Here is a 19,909-nt window from a genome sequence, read left to right as displayed (position 1 = left end):
GCGTCAAAAACCGGTAACTAAAGTCTTGTTTTTTACAAGATTAAAGTAAGCAAGTTATCTCCTAGGCTATAGGTAAAGCGCAAAAATTTCAATCAAACTTATTTTATTTTTAAAATAATTCTAATTTTTATAACTTTCTGATGATAAATCTTCCCCTTTTTTCCTGCTTATAATTTGAGAAAAAAACGACAGAAAATCATCAATATCTTCAGAAGTTGTGCCACGTCCTAGCGAAATGCGAATGGCACCATTTGGAACATGATACCCCATTGCCTCCAACACTTTGCTTTGTTTTACTTTTCCTGAAGAACAAGCAGAGCCGGATGATAAAGAAAACCCTTCTAAATCAAAAGCAATTTGCATCGTTTCAGCTTTTATATTTTTCACGGTAAAGTAAGTTGTATTTGGCAAACGTTGAACTCTTTTGCCAAAAATATCAACATTTTTACTTATTTTTTGTAGTCCAGCTTCTAATTTATTGCGTAAATATATTAACTGTTTTATTTCCTCCTGTGTGAAGCAATCAGTCATTGCTGCCCCAAAAGCAGCAATAAGGGGCAATGCTTCTGTTCCTCCACGGAGACCTTTTTCTTGTCCTCCCCCAATAATAAGAGGGTGTGGCATGAGAAGATTACCACATGAAACAAAAGCACCGATTCCTTTAGGACCGCCAACTTTATGTGCAGACAGTATAAAAAAGTCTCCTCCTAGCTGATGAATATCCACAAAATTTTTATCTACATATTGTGTTAAATCAACTATAAGAGTGCCTCCTAAATCCCGAACAATAGCGGCGATTTCTGTTAACGGTTGAATAACACCCGTTTCACTATTTGCAGCTTGAATAGCAACAAGAGGTAAACCTTTTGTTTTATCGTGAACCGTTAAGAGTGATGTTAATTTATCTTGTTGTATGAGCCCATCTTGATCAACATCAATGACGCTTATCAACTCTTTAGAAAAACGTCCTCCCTCTGCAACAGAGGGATGTTCAGTCGCTCCAAGGTAAAGGTGAGAAAATTTAACTTTTGCTTTCCCCATATTGTAAAAGGGTGTTAACAAAGTCATTGCAGCTTCACTCGCACCAGAGGTAAATACCACGTGATCTGGATCTGTTTTCAGATTTTCAGCGATTTGCCGACGGGCCTTTTGCAACAAAGTTTTAGCGGCACGCCCTTCCTTATGAACCGATGATGGATTACCAAATATCTCTAAAGATTCCAGTAACGCCATCCGTGCCACTTTTTTGAGCGGTGTTGTTGCGTTATGATCAAAATATCGGCGTTTTATAACCATTTTACATCGCAATCATTAATCTTATGAATTGATTGAAAAAATAGCGCATTTTTCTTGAAAAGTGCACTAAAAAAAGAATATCTAATAATTATTTAAGAGATTCTATGGTAAAAGTCGACTAGGGTCAAAGAGAGTCCTTTATTGCATTAAGGAGCATTTTATGCCAGAAATTATTTTTAACGGTCCCGCGGGTCGGCTCGAAGGGCGTTATCAACCTTCACAACAAAAAAATGCACCCATTGCGATCATTTTGCATCCTCATCCCCAATTTGGTGGAACTATGAATCATAAAATTGTCTATGACCTCTTTTATATGTTCCAACAACGTGGCTTTACAACTTTACGTTTTAACTTTCGTGGTATTGGTCGTAGTCAGGGTGAATTTGATTATGGAATAGGAGAACTTTCAGATGCTGCTGCTGCTCTCGATTGGGTTCAAACACAACATCCAGATTCTAAAAATTGTTGGGTAGCAGGATACTCATTTGGAGCATGGATTGGTATGCAGCTTTTAATGCGCCGACCAGAAATTGAGGGATTTATCTCAGTTGCCCCTCAGCCTAATGTTTATGACTTTTCATTTCTTGCACCTTGTCCCTCTTCTGGACTTATCATTCATGGCGGTATCGATAAAGTTTCCCCTCCAAAAGATGTTCAAATACTTGTCGATAAATTAAAAACACAAAAAGGTATCATCATCACACAAGAAATATTGGAAGAAGCTAATCACTTTTTCAGTGGATGTCATGAAAAACTTATTGAGCGATGTACCCACTATTTGGATAACCATATCTCCAATGAACTTCTCGCTCCTCCTCCTGAAATACTTTCACTAACTTAGGAAAATACGATAGATTTATAAAAAAATTAGCAAAAATTGTCTCTGATCATAACAAAGTAATTTTTTTAGTCTGCATTTAAAACTTTTCTAAATTTTATTTCAGGATAGAAATGAGAATAACAGCATACCTTTTTTCTATTACTAAGAAGTCTCTTTTTTAGCGTATAAAGATAATAATACCTGTATTATTATCTTTATATTACCAATATGTCTCTTTCTCTTGTGAGGTGTGCGTCAGTTATGATAGATAACGCATTAATAATTCGTTATATAATCGCCTATTATATACAATAAATGCACTCTTAAATTAGGAAATTAAATCTGTGTTTGCCTTTAAATCTGATTTTTTACACATTATGAGCGAACGTGGTTTTATCCACCAAATTTCAGATGAAAAAGGCTTAGATGATCTTTTTTCAAAAGAAACTGTAAGCGCTTATACTGGATTTGATCCAACAGCATCGAGTTTACATGCTGGAAGTCTTCTTCAGATTATGATGCTTTATTGGTTACAAAAAACGGGTCATCGCCCCATTGCTTTAATGGGCGGAGGGACCGGATTGATTGGTGATCCTTCCTTCAAAGACGAAGCACGACGTCTTCTGACACAAGATGATATTGCTACAAATATTGATGGTATTAAAAAGGTATTTGCTAACTATTTGACATTCGGTGACCGAGAAACCGATGCTTGTATTGTGAATAATGCTGAATGGTTATGCAATTTAAACTACTTAGAATTTTTGCGTGATGTAGGAAAGCATTTTTCTGTCAACCGTATGTTGTCATTTGATTCTGTCAGACTCAGACTTGAGCGTGAGCACTCTTTGTCATTCTTAGAGTTTAATTATATGATTCTGCAAGCTTATGACTTTGTTGAACTTTATAAACGTTATGGGTTGCGTATGCAAATGGGGGGCTCTGATCAGTGGGGCAACATTATTAACGGAATCGAATTAGGACATCGTTTAGGAACACCGCAATTATATGCGTTAACATCACCATTGCTGACAACCTCTTCCGGTGCCAAAATGGGTAAATCATTGAATGGGGCTGTATGGCTAAATGCGGATAAACTTTCACCTTATCAATTTTGGCAATACTGGCGCAATACAGAAGATGCTGATGTAACACGATTTCTAAAGCTCTATACTCCATTGCCAATGGATGAGATTCTTAAACTTTCTCTATTACAAGGAACTGAAATTAACGAAGCAAAAAAAATTCTTGCAACAGAAATTACAGCAATGTTGCATGGACGTGTTCTTGCTGATGCAGCAGCAGAAACGGCTCGCAAGACGTTTGAAGAAAAAACTCTGGGAGAAAATCTTCCAACTGTTGAAATTAATGCCTCAGAATTAAAAAAAGGTGTTGGATTGCTCACTCTTTTAGTACAAGCAGGACTCGCTAGATCTAATAGTGAGGCACGCCGACACGTTCAAGGTGGAGGTGTCCGTGTAAATGATCAAATAATAAAGGATGAAACACATCTTATTATTGAAAGGGATGTCAGTGCAGAAGGAACCATTAAACTTTCTTTTGGTAAGAAAAAACATGTTGTGATGAAACCAGTATAATCTTTTGCTGTTTTGTTTATGTTGTTCACGTCGAGCTTGTTCTTTCAATTCAATCGTTGTGATAGGGCGAATTTTGTTAGGGAAATAAAAGTCTCTTCAAAACGATAAAATTCTAGAGAGTTGAATAGTTCTTTTCTTCTGTGTACTCTGATATCTTATACCTGTTACACAAAAAAGAAAGATGAAAACAATGACAAGACCAATGAAAGGTGCTCTTGCTCCTGATTTTACTTTGCCGCGCGATGGAGGAGAGACAGTGTGTCTTTCTGACTTTAAAGGAAAGCCTGTTGTTTTATATTTTTATCCAAAAGATGACACCAGTGGTTGCACAAGTGAAGCACTTGATTTCACAAAATTAAAGATGAAATTTGATGAAATCGGTGTTGCTGTTATTGGAATCTCTCCAGATAATGTAAAAAAACATGATAAATTTAAAATAAAACATGAACTTGATGTCATCTTGGTTTCTGATGAAGAAAAAACGACCCTCGAAGCTTATGGTGTTTGGGTTGAGAAAAGCATGTATGGACGCAAATATATGGGAGTTGAACGGAGCACTTTTTTAATTGATGCAAATGGAATAATAGTAGAAGAATGGCGCAAAGTAAGCGTATCTGGGCATGCTGAAAATGTTTTAGCTACTGCAACACTTTTATATCATAATGGTAACTTGTAAATTGAGTGTTTGATTTACCTTCAAAAGCAAAAGTTATTCTCCCTAATTGATTTTAGTTTTTCAACGGATTCAATTTTTACAATATATTGATTTATAAGGATAATGAATTGTTTTACATTTATATTAGTCCCCCGAATATCGCAAAATTTTCTGATTTCAGATTCTTCCTATCACTTGCAATATCATAAGCAGAATTAGCGTGTGAGAAAAAGTTGAAGAAAGGAACAAGAAAATCCCCCTTTAAACCTTTAAAGTATCAAAGGCTATATAACATCACAGCATCCATAAAACGAACAGCTTAAGAAAAAATCTACATGGCTTGAAGGAAGGATATGTAATTAACGAATATCCTCAGTTTTTTTGTCTTGTCCATAAATGCGCCGTGCGAGTGCTGCCTCTATAAATGCATCTAAATTACCATTAAGTACGGATTGTGGATCCGTATTTTCAATTCCTGTACGCAAATCTTTGACAAGCTGATAGGGTTGAAGAACATAAGATCTAATTTGATGTCCCCATCCGATTTCTGTTTTAGAAGATTCAGCAGCATTGGTTTCTTCTTCTCTTTTTTTAAGCTCTTCTTCATAAAGCCGTGCACGCAACATCGACCAAGCCGTAGCGCGATTTTTATGTTGAGAACGCTCTGTTTGACATTGAACAACAATACCCGTTTTTATATGTGTGATGCGAACAGCAGAATCTGTTGTGTTAACATGTTGTCCTCCTGCTCCAGATGCACGATATGTATCAATACGCACATCTGCCTCTGAAACATCAACTTCAATATTGTCATCAATAACTGGATAGACCCAAATGCTCGCAAAAGAAGTATGGCGCTTTGCATTCGAATCAAATGGAGAAATCCGTACTAAGCGATGAACGCCTGATTCTGTTTTTAACATTCCATAAGCATTATGCCCTTTTACAAGAATAGTCGCTGACTTTATTCCTGCTTCTTCTCCATCATGAATTTCTAAAATTTCAACCTTCATTTCATGCTGTTCAGCCCATCGCATATACATACGTAAGAGCATAGAAGCCCAATCTTGGCTTTCTGTTCCCCCTGCTCCAGCATGAACTTCTAAATAGGTATCATTCGGATCTGCCTCTCCTGAAAGAAGTACGTCAATTTGCCTTTTATCTATCTCATTTTTAAGATTACGTATTGATCTTTCTGCATCAGCGATAATTTCCACATCACTTTCTTCTTCGCCCATCGCAATAAGCTCAATGCATTCTTCAAGTGTTTTTGTAAATGATAAAAGACCATTGATTGAATCATCAAGACGTTGACGCTCACGCATCATATCCTGTGCTCGTTGTGCATCATCCCATAATGATGGATCTTCCGCTTTTTGATTAAGATATTCAAGACGCTTTAGTGATTGATCCCAGTCAAAGATGCCCCCTTAGCAATTGTATTGCTTTCTGGATTTCATCAACTAATGTTTCTATTTCTGCTCGCATAATTTAACACCGTATTTTAAAAAACTCTTTTTGGTTGTGTCTCTTAGCATTTTATACAAATTTAATAGCTGCTATCAGAAAATGGTACAATTCTATCACTCTATTTATAGAACCGACATTGTAAAAAAAAGATAAAAACCATGACTCATGGCAAAAGGAGATTTTGTCGATTAATACAGCCCACCTGTCCCACTTTCAAGTGCTTTGTTGACTTGTGGAGAAGTCGTTACTGCAGGAACACCTTCTTGAAAAGAATTTGTACTCCCAATAACTTGATATATATCAGCAGGACCAGTCCCTGGTTTAAATGCTTCTATAATGACATCTTGATCTCCTCTTTCGGCAAGCATTCCTGTTTTCCGATTAATTGGCATTAAAATCATACCTTTTGGCATCTTAAAGGGAACATCTGGCTTCCCTTTAAGAGCATCTGCCATAAAATCACCAAAAATAGGTGCAGCTAATGAACTTCCTGTTCCATTATATCCTAACGAAGCTGGTTGATCATAACCGACAAAAATACCAACGACAATGTCAGGAGTAAATCCCATAAACCAGACATCCTTAGAGTCATTGGTTGTTCCTGTTTTAGCGGCAATATGTCGATTAAGATAACGTAAACGTGCCGCAGTACCACGCTGAACAACCCCTTCCATCATCGAGGTAATTTGATAAGCCGTCATAGGGTCAAGAACTTGATCTCGCTCATCAATCAATGTGGGCTCACTTTGATTATTCCATGAATTCGTATTACAATTTTCGCAAATACGATCATCATGACGATAAATTGTCTTCCCATAACGATCTTGAATTCTGTCTATCAGAGAAGGTTTAATAGAGCGTCCGCCATTGGCAATAACGGAATAAGCTGTAACCATCCGTAATACTGTTGTTTCACCAGCCCCTAAAGCCATGGGAAGATAAGGCTGCAATTTATCTACCACCCCAAAGCGTTCTGCATATTCAGCGACAAGAGGCATTCCCATATCATTGGCAAGCCGTATTGTCATAAGATTACGAGAATGCTCAATACCGTAACGCAACGTTGAAGGTCCTGCAAAGGTACCACCATAATTTTTGGGTTGCCAAATTTCACCATTATATTGACGAACTTCAATGGGGCCATCTAAAACAACGGATGCTGGTGTATATCCGTTATCAAGAGCTGCTGCATAAACAAAAGGCTTAAAAGCAGACCCCGGTTGGCGGTAAGCTTGGGTTGCACGATTGAATTCAGATGCGGCAAAAGAAAATCCTCCCACCATAGCAAGAACGCGCCCTGTATGAGGTTCCATAGCAACAATTGCACCTTCAACCTTTGGAATTTGTTGTAAACGATAAGTGTTGTTTGTATTGGATAGTTTTTCAACAAAAATGACATCCCCAACTTGCAGAACATGAGATAAATTCTGAACAGTTTTTCGATAACCATTTTCTTTTACAACATGGAGTGCCCATTTTGAATTAGCTTCAGATAAAACAGCAATTTCCCGTTTTTTTGATAATATACCTGAAGCTTCGCGCTGTGGCTGTAAACCAATCTCTACTTTGTTGGGATTAGTAGAAAGAACAACAGCTAAACGCCATTCAGGAACATCACTTAGCCCTATGATATCTGCAAGTTCTGCCCCCCAATCACCTTTCTCATCAATATGCGCATAAGCTCCACGCCATCCTTGCGCATGATCAAATCTAATTAATCCATCGTGCAAAGCACGTCGCGCAATAAGTTGTAAATGCGGATCAAGCGTTGTACGAATGGAAAGCCCACCTTCATAAAGTGTTTTAGCCCCATAGCGATGTATTAAACGACGCCGTACTTCTTCAGTAAAATAATCAGCTGCAAAAACATAGCTATCACTCCCACGGATTGTCGCTCCTAAAGGTTTAGCTTTCGCTTTTTCACCTTGTTCACGCGTTACATATCCATTTGCAATCATCCGGTCTATAACCCAATTACGCCGATCAATAGCACGTTGTGTATTCTTAAATGGATCATAATTTGCTGGTCCTTTTGGAAGAGCAGCCAAATAAGCACATTGTTCTAGCGTCAGGTCATTGACGGATTTATTGAAATAAGTCAAAGAAGCAGCTGCTATACCATAAGTGCCACGACCCAGATAAATTTCATTGAGATAAAGTTCGAGAATATGATCTTTTGAATAAGTTTTCTCAATACGCATTGCTAAAATAGCTTCCTTAAATTTACGTTCTAACGTTGTTTCTGAACTTAAAAGGAAGTTTTTAGCGACTTGTTGCGTTATAGTTGATGCACCCTCTGGACGTCTTCCAGAACCAATATTACGAATATTATTGATCAAAGCTCGAGAAAGTCCTTCAGGATCTAAACCAAAATGATGATAAAAGTTTTTGTCTTCAGCCGAAATGAAAGCATTTATAACAAGCTTTGGTATTGATTGAATCGGTAAATAGAGGCGATGTTTTGTTGCAAACTCTGCCATAAGACGGCCATCAGAAGCATGGACACGGGTCATTACCGGCGGCTCATAAAGTGAAAGAACTTCATAATCAGGGAGTGCATTTGCTTGACCACTGGTCATAACACCCCACGTTATTGCACCATAAAGTCCAATAGCAATAAAAAAACGAAGAAGATATCTTAAAAAAATCATCATAAAAACGGCTATCGCTTTCTTAAGAATTAATTAAAGAAAAAATACGTTACTTCAAACACACCAAGTGGATATCACCACAAGATTGAGATCAAGAGAAATTGTTTTCTATCTTTTATTTATACTAGGGTACACTAGAAGCCCATATTGATACTCTATTTTCTCATAAATTTAAAGAGGCTGTATCATTTTCTGCCTATAATCAGCAAATTGACGAATAGAATGAGCAATAGAGGCTGCCATTTGTTTTCTCCAATGAGGATCATTTAATAACTTTTCATCCTCTTTATTGGATAAATAACCTATCTCTATCAAGACTGAGGGTATATCTGAAGCTCTTAAAACTTGAAAATTAGCATACCGATGTGGGTTATTAATCAAGTTAATATGATTCTTTGATAAACTTGAAATAACACTATTTGCAAAATTAACCGAAAATGTATGTGTTTCACGTCGTGTAAGATCCATCAAAATATCTGTAACTTCGAGCGTTTCATCTGCAGGCAAACCATCAAGCAAATCAACTTTATTTTCATTTTCAGCTAAAGATTTTGCAATGGCATCAGAGGCTTTATCTGATATGGTATACACTGTGGCACCGCGAAGAGAATGTAGATCAATCGTATCTGCGTGAATAGATATAAAAAGATCAGCATCAAACTCTTGCGCTTTTTTAACTCTTTCACTTAGTCTTAAAAAAATATTGGAATCTCGTGTTAAAGCAACGGTAATATGAGAATCCTTTTGTAATTCGTCTCGCAATGCACGCGCAAAGTCTAAAGTCACATCTTTTTCTAAAATTCCAGTAACACCCCGTGCACCACCATCAATACCACCATGACCAGGATCAAGAACAACACGGAAATTATATGCTGGCATTAACTGTGTTTTTGTATCAAAATTGCTTCTTTGCTGTTTTTTTAATATCTCATCAAATTTTTCTTGTGTACTTTTACGAATATCAATCAGCAACTGCCATAAACCATTATTTAATTTTTTTACGACATTTTTTTCAACCACAAAAGCCGTTTTACTTGTCAAAATAATGCGTGAAGTCTGTATGTCAGAGAAAGCATAACGCACATCTGAAAGCATAACGGATAATGTATTCCGTTTCTTTAAAGGCGTATTTTGCATCGAAAAGTCAATTGTAGGTAAATTGATAACCAAACGTGCGGGCCTGTCCAAAATCTGTAAACGAATATTTGGTTTTGAATTAAAAACCGCAATAATACGCGTATGAATACTATCACCAATGGTTCGAAAATTAATAAGTCTCAGAGGATCTGCGGCTTGAACACTAGTTTGGAGTAGCAAAAAAGATAATAAAAAGTATGTGACGAGCACAATAACATCCCCATAAGCTGTTTTCAGCTTTTTGGTAAAAAAAACTCTTATCATAAGCAAAATACTCTACATTACCTTTGTAATAATTTATCTTGGTTACATAAAACGATACACCAATTTATTCTCTATTTTTCAATAAAAGCTAAATAAACACCTCAAAACGAAATTAAGGTCATAAAGATATTATAATTATACATGATTTACATTGTTACTTGCCAAACGCATGATATCAACATAAAAGAATATTTATGCTTCCTAGCTGATAATAGTCATCTAAATTATCTGTAACTCATATTAAGTTGTCTTTAGAAGTTTTTTGTCTATTATGCGTTGAGACTTTTTTATGGATGAAAAATTTCTATGTTGTAACATTAGGATTGCATTACTTAAGATTCGTTGGTTCGGATATCCGAACTGTTTTAAAGATTATTTTACCGGAGACTTTTAAGAAAATATGAGTCATAAAAAACAGATGGAAATAATGATGAGAAATGGTGTAAATGCAGTCATGCCTTTGCACGTGGTGTTTCGTCCTGTTTTTCTGGTACCTCCCTTTTATGGCAGACAGCCTTTTATGTTTACGAATAGTTATGGCATTCGTTTGAATAAAATTGTGCATGTCGCCTTCAGGATATTAACTTATGTCAAACAAAATGCTTATAGATGCCTCCCATCCGGAGGAAACACGTGTTGTTGTTGTTCACGGCAACAAAATTGAAGAACTTGATTTTGAATCAGAACATAGAAAACAGCTCAAGGGGAATATTTATCTCGCACGTATTACGCGTGTAGAACCGTCTCTCCAAGCGGCTTTTGTTGAATATGGTGGAAACCGACATGGTTTTTTAACATTTTCTGAAATTCATCCTGATTATTATCAAATTCCTATTGCTGATCGCCTTGCTCTTCTTGAAGAAGAAGAAAAAGAAGCTGTAGGAGAAAATTCTGTAGATACCTTTACGGAAGAAGCAACTAAAAATAAAAAACGCTCCAGAAGAACAAAAAAAAGTGAAAAAAACAATGTTATAGCAGCCGATATTGAAAATGATATCACATCTGAAGCGATAATAATTGATAATACAGAAGAAGCATTAAATGCCAATATCTCTTATGATGAAATTGAAATGGTCGGTGCTGAGGACATCCGTGAAGAGCTCCCAATTTATCAAAGAAAACAAGGGCGCCAGTATAAAATTCAAGAAGTCATTAAACGACGTCAAATTTTGTTGGTACAAGTTATCAAAGAAGAGCGTGGTAATAAAGGTGCTGCCCTTACAACATATCTATCTCTAGCTGGTCGTTACTCTGTTCTAATGCCCAACACAGCACGTGGTGGTGGTATTTCACGAAAAATTACGAACGTACAAGACCGTAAGCGTCTTAAAGAAATCGTAAAAGAATTAGCCGTTCCAAAAGGTATGGGCGTTATCTTACGAACCGCTGGTGCCAATAGAACAAAAGCTGAAATTAAACGTGATTATGAATATCTTATGCGGTTATGGGATACTATTCGCACTTTGACACTCGAGTCAACGGCACCATACCTTGTCCATGAAGAAAGCAATCTCATCAAGCGTTCTATACGAGATCTTTATAATAAGAACATTAGTGAAATTCTTGTCTCTGGAGACCAAGGATATCGTGAAGCGAAAGACTTTATGCGTATGCTCATGCCAAGTCATGCAAAAGTTGTGCAACCTTACCGTGATCCTACGCCCATTTTTGCAAGAAATAATATTGAAATTCAACTTGATAAAATGTTGCAACCACAGGTTTCTTTAAAATCTGGTGGTTATCTTGTTATTAATCAAACAGAAGCACTTGTTGCTATTGACGTAAATTCTGGCCGCTCTACGAAAGAATTCTCTGTCGAAAAGACAGCCTTACAAACTAACCTTGAAGCTGCTGAAGAAGTAGCGCGTCAATTACGCTTGCGTGACCTTGCTGGTTTAATTGTGATTGATTTTATTGATATGCTTGAAGAACGCAATGTGAAGCTGGTCGAAAAAAAATTAAAAGATTGTTTAAAAAACGATCGTGCTCGTATTCAAGTAGGTCATATTTCACACTTCGGCCTTTTAGAAATGAGTCGTCAACGTATTCGCATATCGGTTTTAGAAAGTACGACACAGCCCTGCCCACATTGCGCAGGAACAGGAAATATACGTTCTGAATCATCAATTGCGTTACATGTCATGCGCTCAATTGAAGAATATCTTCTTCATAATTCGCAACATAATATTATCGTGCGCACCCCCGTAGCAACAGCGCTTTATGTATTAAATCATAAACGCAATATTCTTGTTAATTTAGAAGCTCGCTTTAAACTTAATATTAGTATTGAAGCAGATGATAGTATTGGAACACAACATCTTGTTATTTCTAAAGGCTCAATAGCAGAGAGAATTTCTCAATCTTCATTGGAAGATGACAATAAGCAAGAAATTGAAGATTCTGTTTTCATAAAGAGTGAATCTATTGAAAATCCTTCTCCCATTGAAACAAATCAAAAGCGTCGGCGCAAAAATCGTCACGGTGAAATTACTGATCATTCTCTCTCCAACGTTCATAAAAAAGAAGATACCTTGAATGATGATTCTTATCGTCGAGGACGTCGTCGAGGACGTCGTGGTGGTCGACGCAATCAAGATAATAGTTTTCATCAGATTCGCGTTCCTTATGCAGAACCAGTGGGAGATTTTGCTAAGCAAGCTTTAGCAGAAATTAAAGCAGCGCATCGCAAACGTCGTGTTTCACCTGCTAAATCTTTTGAACTTGAAGAAACAAAAAATAATACACAAACTCTAGATATACAACAACAGAGTGAATCTGAAAAAAATGATACAAGTATTAAACCTAAAAAACGTAAAACACGTTCTTCAAAAGTAGTAGAAAATCAACTTTCTTTAGAGAATGATCAAAATATTGCAGAACAAAAATCTCTTGAAAAAAAACCTACAACCAGTCCGGTGCGTAAAACTAAAACAAAAAAAGCAGACAAAGCTATTCATGAGGTAGAAGATAAAGCTCTTGAAAAGAGTAAAAAATCAACACGTGGAACACGTAAAAAATCATCTTCTAAAGAGACAACGCAAATACAAAAAATATTAGAGCAAGAAACTGTAATCGAGATGGAGAAAGTTATCGAAACCTCTCCTTCCCAAATTGAAGAAACAATTAATCAACCCGTTGTTATTTCATCAACGCCTAATGATTCTTCCAAAACTGAACGTATTGGTTGGTGGAAACGCAGAATTCTTTCGAAAAATTAAGGATTAAAAAAAACCGCCACAGAAAACTGTGGCGGTTCAAATAAACAATTATAGAAAACGTTTTGACCAACTTTTATGGTGTGGTTTTATTACTTTTGTTTCGCTTTTTCTTGCTCAGCCCGCATACGCTCTTCAATTTCTTTTTGCTTTGATTGAATAGCTTGCTGCAGCTTTATTTGTTCTTGTTGGAAATCTTTTTCCTCCATACCAGGACCGGTATAGGCTGCTGTAAACCCATTAAGAGAAAATTCAATAGGATTAGCTGAACCACGGAAATTAACTGTGGTTACAACCATTTTTGTACCACTTTTCATAGCTGCTATAAGCTTATCATCTAAGACATCATTAGCAATACAACTTGGTCCATTACAAATAATATAAGGAATTTTTTTAGAGAACTCGTCACCAATTTTAATGTGAACACCTTCTGGCAAAAAACGACCTGTAGGCACTTGAATACCTATACGTTTCTCATTTTGCTTCCCTTTTATTTCAACAAGATTAAAAGCCGTTAAAGGTTGTCCCGTATTCGATAATACAGTATTCATTGTATTACAAATATCAACATCATGCTGCTTACTGCAAACTTTGTACCAACCTTGTGATAAAGTTTGCGCATTTGCAGAAATACCAGCTATAAGAAAAAGGGCAGCGGCTCCAACTAATACTGAAACAGCAGAATAAACATTTTTATGCGACATGATTAAGTTAATCCTTTCAACGCGCTCTTAAGTAACTTAAAAAAAATATTAAATATAATTCCAACTTAATTTATTAAATTATAATGAAATAACAATTAATTTTACTATTTTTACTTCAATATAAAAAAAAAAGTCAAATTTAGAGAAAAAATACGACGAGCCATTCTAATTTTTATACACTCATATCATTTCCCCTCTTCATCACATTGGTATTTGATGCAATCTATCCATAAAACACCTCTGTGCATTTAAACTAAGATTACACAAACGAATCAATATTGCAATATTAATTAAAATAAACTCTGATACTACTCTAAAAAACTTACTAATTAAAATTTTTACATTTATTACTCTTCATGTTAAGCTTATAGAACCTTTGCAACAGGTGTTGCAATGCATGAAGCTCTAAAATATCAGATAAATTTTACTGTTTTCCTTGTGTGATACACAAAAACAAAATCATCTACGATATTATTGAAACATTTAATGAATTAAAACCACTGATTGTCTAAAATTTCTGCATAATTGTAAGAGAGCTTTTTGCTAATGAACAATTTTCTGCCCTTGTTTACAAAATAATAGTGATACGCTTTTGTAATAAAAATTTTATATTCCATAGCGTTTAACTAAACAGTTTAGTTTAAAAATACGCTACTAAAGAAGTGCTTTTTTCTTAATTAAACAACACATTTTCTTAGAGAGAAAATCTATAACTGCTGAAAATATTTTATTTATAAAAAACTTTCTTAAAATATAATAACATATTAATTTATAATAATAATTTATCTTTTTTCTATTTCTATATTGTATGAAAGATCCTAATAGCGCAAACCTCTCTTATGTTGAATCAATAAAATTTATCCACTTGTACATCACAAGCGGAGTTAGTTTTATAGATAAACTACTGAACAAAGGAAACCCTCCCTATGAATCATCTCACGTGCCTAAAGCCATAATAAATTTATGCTCATATATTAAACATCTATTATTGCACTTCTGTACAAATATCATCTCTCAGTTTTATAACGTGAATAAAAAATATAGCTTTTATCAATTTCTTTTAAGTTATTTCTTAAATAAAAGAATCTACTAAAATGATAAATTCTTTTCATCTTTCACAATATCAAAGATATAAATCGTTAATGATTTAAGTTTTAAGAAAAAAATGAATTAAAATATCATTTTGTTTCTCTATATAACACAACTTAGAGCTATAAAATATCTCTCTTATCATATTAATGAAACAAGATTTATGATATGAGATGTATCGTCATTAAAATAATTAAACAGATAAAAATAAAAAACTACAAGCACAAAAAATTATGCATAAAAAGAAAACATAAAAAAGATATATGATTTTATTATTTAATATATATATTAAATCTTATATGATAAGAACAATAGATAATATCTTATGTGCATAAAATTACTTTATTATAAATAATAATTAAAAACAAAAAATTAAAATATATTTTAACTATTATTTAGTATATAATCTTAATTTCTCTGTATTTATATGAGTAAATTTTTAATTGAATAATTCTTCAACATGAAAACGTATACGATCTATAATATTCTTTTTCTTGTTTGGAAGCATTATATTATGTACTTCTTTAATGGTATTACAAAGCTTAGGTACACTTTTTACAAACCAATTATCTTCTGTAAGACTATTTTTTATATCGTCAAATATTTGTTTTTCATAACTATAAGAGCCATCTGTTAATAATTCTTTAATATCCCTGACTAAACTAGGACTTATTGAATTATTTGCGCCTTTAGCCCAACTAAAATCTTTATCTTTCCAATCAAAATCTTTGCGCAAAATAGCACCTATATCACTTTGCAATATATCCGCTAACGTATTGCAAGCAATAATAAATATGAGATAATTTTTCATTATCTCATCATCACCTCCACTTTTCTCATTCATTCCCCATTCATTAAACGTTTGAGTTTTTTTTAAATAATCTTTTGCTTTAATCAACTTTTCTTCATACTCCCCTACTTCATACTCTCTCGCTATATGTATTCTAGAGATAATTTTTTGTTTTTTTTCAGCTAGATCCTGTAATTTCGAACCAAGATTATAATATTCATCCTTCAGAGTTTTCAGTTTTTTATATAACTTATTCCGTTCCTGTAAACGCTCATAGTATTCTGCTTTAGAAATATTTTTTTCCCAAATATCCAAATGAGATATACTTTCTTCAATAAATTGTATGCTCTCTTTAATATTCTTTCTTTTGTTTTTTAAATGTTGGTATTGTTCATCAGAAGATAACTCAGCATAAGCGTTTTTTACGCCATATATTAAAGTGAGTAACAAAAAAACGATAGTTAGACACTTTTGTAATGAAGAAAGCATGCTATCTTTACCTAAATTCTTTCTAAAAAATTTACAGGAGCTTATTAGCTTATTATATTAAAAGTGCTATTTATTGCAGTTAAACTGTCTAATCTATTTTCTTCATTATATCAATACGTATATAATAAAAACCAAATAAATATATAAAAGGTTCTTTATTATAAACTTAAATTTTATTCAGAATGATTTTATAAAAATGAGTAACAGTTCTGAAACAATAAAGAAATTTTTTAAACAGAATGTTATTCTGCCATTTCGACAAGCTGTGTCATAATATTCGCTGCTCCAACAAGCCTTTCATCCGCTGAGGACCAATCACGAATAAGAGCAATACTTTGATCTGGTCGAATTTTTGCCATTGTACCTTGTTTTCCCACCCACTGAACAAGAGCAACACTATTTGCGAAATAGTTATTACGAAACTGTATGACAATCCCCTTTGGTCCAACATCTAATTTTTCTACATGTGCTTTTCGACACAATGTTTTAATATGAAAGACTTTAAGAAGATGTTGAACCTCAAGGGGCAAAGGACCAAAGCGATCAATTAACTCCGCTGCAAATTCATCAATTTGTTCTAAACCATCAAGTTCTGTTAAACGACGATAAAGTCCCATACGTAATGATAAGTCAGGCACGAAACTTTCTGGTATCATCACTGTTGTACCAAGAGAAATTTGAGGTGACCATTGCTTATCTTCATTTAGCTCTCCATCTTTTAATTCAGCAACAGCTTCTTCAAGCATTTTTTGATAGAGTTCAAATCCAACTTCTTTGATATGCCCCGATTGCTCTTCACCTAAAAAATTGCCTGAACCGCGGATATCCATGTCATGGCTTGCCAATTGAAAACCGGCCCCTAAGGTGTCAAGAGATTGTAACACTTTAAGACGGCGATCAGCAGCAATTGTTAAAACTTTACCAGCAGGAAATGTAAAGAGAGCATACGCACGTTGTTTTGAACGTCCTACCCTACCACGTAACTGATAAAGGGCAGAAAGACCAAACATCTCAGCACGATGCACAATTAGGGTATTGGCTGTTGGAATATCAAGACCTGATTCAATAATGGTTGTTGAGAGCAGCACATCATATTGTCCATCATAAAATGCATTCATGATATCATCAAGTTGTCCAGCCGGCATTTGTCCATGAGCCACAACGAATTTCAGTTCTGGCACATGTGTTTTGAGATATTCTTCTACAAAAGCCAGATCAGAAATACGAGGACAAACATAGAAACTTTGTCCACCACGATAATATTCTCGAAGCAGGGTCTCTCGTATAACAAGTGCATCAAAGGGTGAAATAAAAGTACGAACCGCCATTCTATCAATGGGGGGGGTTGTTATCAATGAAAGTTCACGTACACCCGATAAAGCTAACCCTAAAGTGCGTGGTATGGGAGTTGCTGAAAGTGTGAGAACATGAATATCACTTTTAAGCTCTTTTAAACGCTCTTTGTGTTTGACACCAAAATGCTGTTCCTCATCAATGATAAGAAGACCTAACCGTAAAAAATTAACTGCATCACTTAATAATGCATGGGTTCCAATGACAATATCGATTGTACCATCTGAAACACCTTTTTTTACTCGTGCAAGTTCTTTCGCTTTTACAAGCCTCGAAGCATGTCCAATTTTAACCGGTAATCCTTGAAAACGCGAAATAAATGTTTTGTAATGTTGACGTGAAAGCAAAGTTGTCGGTACAACAACAGCAACCTGATATCCATTTAATGCTGCAACAAAAGCACTTCGAATGGCTACTTCAGTTTTTCCAAAACCAACATCACCGCATATCAAGCGATCCATCGGCTTGCCTGAGGCTAGATCGTCCAAAACAGCATCAATTGCATTCATTTGATCTTCCGTTTCTTCATAGGGAAAGCAAGCAACAAACTCATCAAATGGTCCAATTGGTGGAAGTAAAGCAGGCGCAGCACGAGTCATACGCTCTGCAGCTATACGGATTAATTGCCCTGCCATTTCCAATAAATGTTTTTTTAGCCGAGCTTTACGTGCTTGCCAAGCAACACCTCCTAATTTATCTAAAGTTACCTCTGTTCCTTCTGAGCCATAACGTGAGAGAAGCTCAATATTTTCAACAGGTAAAAAGAGTAAATCACCTCCAGCATATCTAATTTCAAGGCAGTCTCGTAAAATTCCAGTGGTTCTGATGGTTTTAAGACCAACAAATTGGCCAATACCGTGGTCGATATGCACAATAATATCACCAGAATTTAAAGCAGAAATTTCAGAAATAAAATTTGTATTATTCTTACGCCGCTTTGGCGATCTTATAAAACGATCGCCAAGGATATCTTGCTCTGCTATAATAGCCAAATCTTCAGCCACAAAACCATGTTCTATCATGATAACAGCTGCTAATATGCGATCTCGAGGTGTTGCTTTGACTGTTTGCAAAGATTTTGCAACATCTATTTTTTTCAATCCATGCTCATCGAGAACTTGTAACAAACGATTGAGAGATCCTTCACTCCAACACGCTAAAAGCACTTTTTTACCAGCAGCGCGTAAAGATGCGATATGATCAATAACACTTGAAAAAACATTTTTTTCCTGCGCATTACGCTCTTTTACAAAATCATATCCTTGTTTAACATTTGTGTGAATAACAGTTTGTTCCAAACTTTGTGGAACATTAAAAGGAGAAAAATCAATACGCTGTGAAGATTGTTGCACACCTTCCAAAACACGCTCTGGCGTTAAATAAAAAAGACTAGGATCTATTGGATGATAAGAAGTAGAATTTTTTTCATCACTTTCGCGCTCTTTGCGCGCATTATAATAGTCTTCAATAAGACGATAGCGCTCAATGAAAACTTCTTCTATGAGATGCTCAAAAACTATCGGTAAATTGCCACAATGATCAAAAAAGCTATCAAGGTTTTCATAAAAAAATGGAAGCCAATGTTCCATACCGGCAAAACGCCGACCTTGAGAAATTGCTTCATAAAGCATGTTATTTTTTTGTGATACACCAAATGTACGGGTATAATTGCTTTTAAAACGACTGATACGTTCTGGTGTAAGAGCAACCTCACTCATTGCCTGTAATAAAAGTTCAGTTTTTTGGCCTGTTGTCCTTTGACTTTCTGGATCAAATACGCGGATACTTTCTAGGGTATCTCCAAAAAAATCAAGGCGTAAAGGTTCAACATCCATCGGAGAAAAGATATCAAGTATTCCTCCTCTTACAGCAAACTCACCAATATCACGGACAACCGTAACGCGTTCAAAACCATTGGTTTCTAGAAATTGAATAAGATTTCCCATGTTATTGCGCTGGCCAACACGTGCGTGAATAAGCTGAGCTTCTATCATTTCACGAGGAGGCAACTTTTGCATAATTGCATTTGCTGTTGTTAATATAATTGCAGAATATGGATCTTTCCGTAAATTTGCTATGTGTGCCAATGTTGATAGTCGACGTGCCATAACAGCAATTCCTGGTGATACGCGATCATAAGGCAAACAATCCCATGCAGGAAATTGAAGTACGGGTAAATTGGGTTCAATAAAATTTAAAACTTGTTGTAAATGCGCAATTTTTGTTCCGTCACGGACAACATAGAGGAGCGGTTTACCTTGTGCAATTTCTGAACTTAATTTAGCAAGCGCAAAGGCTTCAAATCCATCAGTAACGCCATCTAAAATCATACGAACAGAATTATTTTTGGGAATAACAATTTTTTTAAATATAGGCAT

General features: G+C 35.3%; 11 protein-coding genes. 4 read left to right on the top strand and 7 right to left on the bottom strand.

What is annotated here, in order from left to right; translation table 11 throughout:
• Positions 1 to 120: 120 nt before the first annotated feature.
• On the bottom strand, positions 121 to 1,296 hold the full coding sequence (locus tag ACFIM6_RS04900; protein WP_375611897.1) for a cysteine desulfurase family protein: 1,176 nt from the start codon (positions 1,294 to 1,296) through the stop codon (positions 121 to 123).
• 160 nt (positions 1,297 to 1,456) lie between these two features.
• Between ACFIM6_RS04900 and ACFIM6_RS04895 the strand changes: the two genes are divergently transcribed.
• The 3 genes from ACFIM6_RS04895 (at position 1,457) to ACFIM6_RS04885 (ending at position 4,390) form a co-directional block, all read left to right on the top strand.
• On the top strand, positions 1,457 to 2,137 hold the full coding sequence (locus tag ACFIM6_RS04895) for an alpha/beta hydrolase (protein ID WP_375611896.1): 681 nt from the start codon (positions 1,457 to 1,459) through the stop codon (positions 2,135 to 2,137).
• 323 nt (positions 2,138 to 2,460) lie between these two features.
• Positions 2,461 to 3,714: a tyrosine--tRNA ligase gene (tyrS, locus tag ACFIM6_RS04890; protein ID WP_375611895.1), complete on the top strand. Its 1,254-nt coding sequence runs from the start codon at positions 2,461 to 2,463 to the stop codon at positions 3,712 to 3,714.
• Positions 3,715 to 3,904: 190 nt separating this feature from the next.
• Complete coding sequence (locus ACFIM6_RS04885) at positions 3,905 to 4,390, top strand: peroxiredoxin (protein ID WP_375611894.1); 486 nt, start codon at positions 3,905 to 3,907, stop codon at positions 4,388 to 4,390.
• 338 nt (positions 4,391 to 4,728) lie between these two features.
• Here the strand turns inward: ACFIM6_RS04885 and prfB are convergent.
• The 3 genes from prfB to ACFIM6_RS04870 all read right to left on the bottom strand — a co-directional run bounded on the left by prfB (position 4,729) and on the right by ACFIM6_RS04870 (position 9,891).
• Positions 4,729 to 5,857 (bottom strand): peptide chain release factor 2 gene (gene prfB / locus ACFIM6_RS04880; RefSeq protein WP_375611893.1). Its coding sequence is split into 2 segments (ribosomal slippage): positions 4,729 to 5,787 and positions 5,789 to 5,857, totalling 1,128 coding nucleotides; the frame shifts between segments, so codons are not numbered across the junction.
• Positions 5,858 to 6,027: 170 nt separating this feature from the next.
• The gene (locus tag ACFIM6_RS04875) at positions 6,028 to 8,493 is read right to left on the bottom strand and encodes a penicillin-binding protein 1A (protein WP_375611892.1); all 2,466 of its coding nucleotides are present in this window, start codon (positions 8,491 to 8,493) and stop codon (positions 6,028 to 6,030) included.
• Positions 8,494 to 8,661: 168 nt separating this feature from the next.
• On the bottom strand, positions 8,662 to 9,891 hold the full coding sequence (locus ACFIM6_RS04870) for an N-acetylmuramoyl-L-alanine amidase (RefSeq protein WP_375611891.1): 1,230 nt from the start codon (positions 9,889 to 9,891) through the stop codon (positions 8,662 to 8,664).
• Positions 9,892 to 10,478: 587 nt separating this feature from the next.
• Here ACFIM6_RS04870 and ACFIM6_RS04865 point away from each other — a divergent pair.
• On the top strand, positions 10,479 to 13,109 hold the full coding sequence (locus ACFIM6_RS04865; protein WP_375611890.1) for a ribonuclease E/G: 2,631 nt from the start codon (positions 10,479 to 10,481) through the stop codon (positions 13,107 to 13,109).
• 89 nt (positions 13,110 to 13,198) lie between these two features.
• Here ACFIM6_RS04865 and ACFIM6_RS04860 read toward each other — a convergent pair whose 3' ends face one another.
• From ACFIM6_RS04860 to mfd, 3 genes are all read right to left on the bottom strand, one after another.
• Positions 13,199 to 13,810 (bottom strand): invasion associated locus B family protein, encoded by a 612-nt coding sequence (locus ACFIM6_RS04860; protein WP_273791265.1) that lies wholly within the window; start codon positions 13,808 to 13,810, stop codon positions 13,199 to 13,201.
• Positions 13,811 to 15,338: 1,528 nt separating this feature from the next.
• A complete protein-coding gene (locus ACFIM6_RS04855) occupies positions 15,339 to 16,178 on the bottom strand; it encodes a hypothetical protein (RefSeq protein WP_375611889.1) in 840 nt (279 codons plus the stop codon).
• 242 nt (positions 16,179 to 16,420) lie between these two features.
• Positions 16,421 to 19,909, bottom strand: a complete 3,489-nt coding sequence (gene mfd / locus ACFIM6_RS04850; RefSeq protein WP_375611888.1) for a transcription-repair coupling factor — start codon at positions 19,907 to 19,909, stop codon at positions 16,421 to 16,423.

Source organism: Bartonella sp. AA9NXGY (assembly GCF_042196845.1).
Classification (GTDB): domain Bacteria; phylum Pseudomonadota; class Alphaproteobacteria; order Rhizobiales; family Rhizobiaceae; genus Bartonella.
The sequence above is the reverse complement of the archived record's forward strand: the minus strand, read 5'-3'. Positions and strand labels throughout refer to the sequence as shown.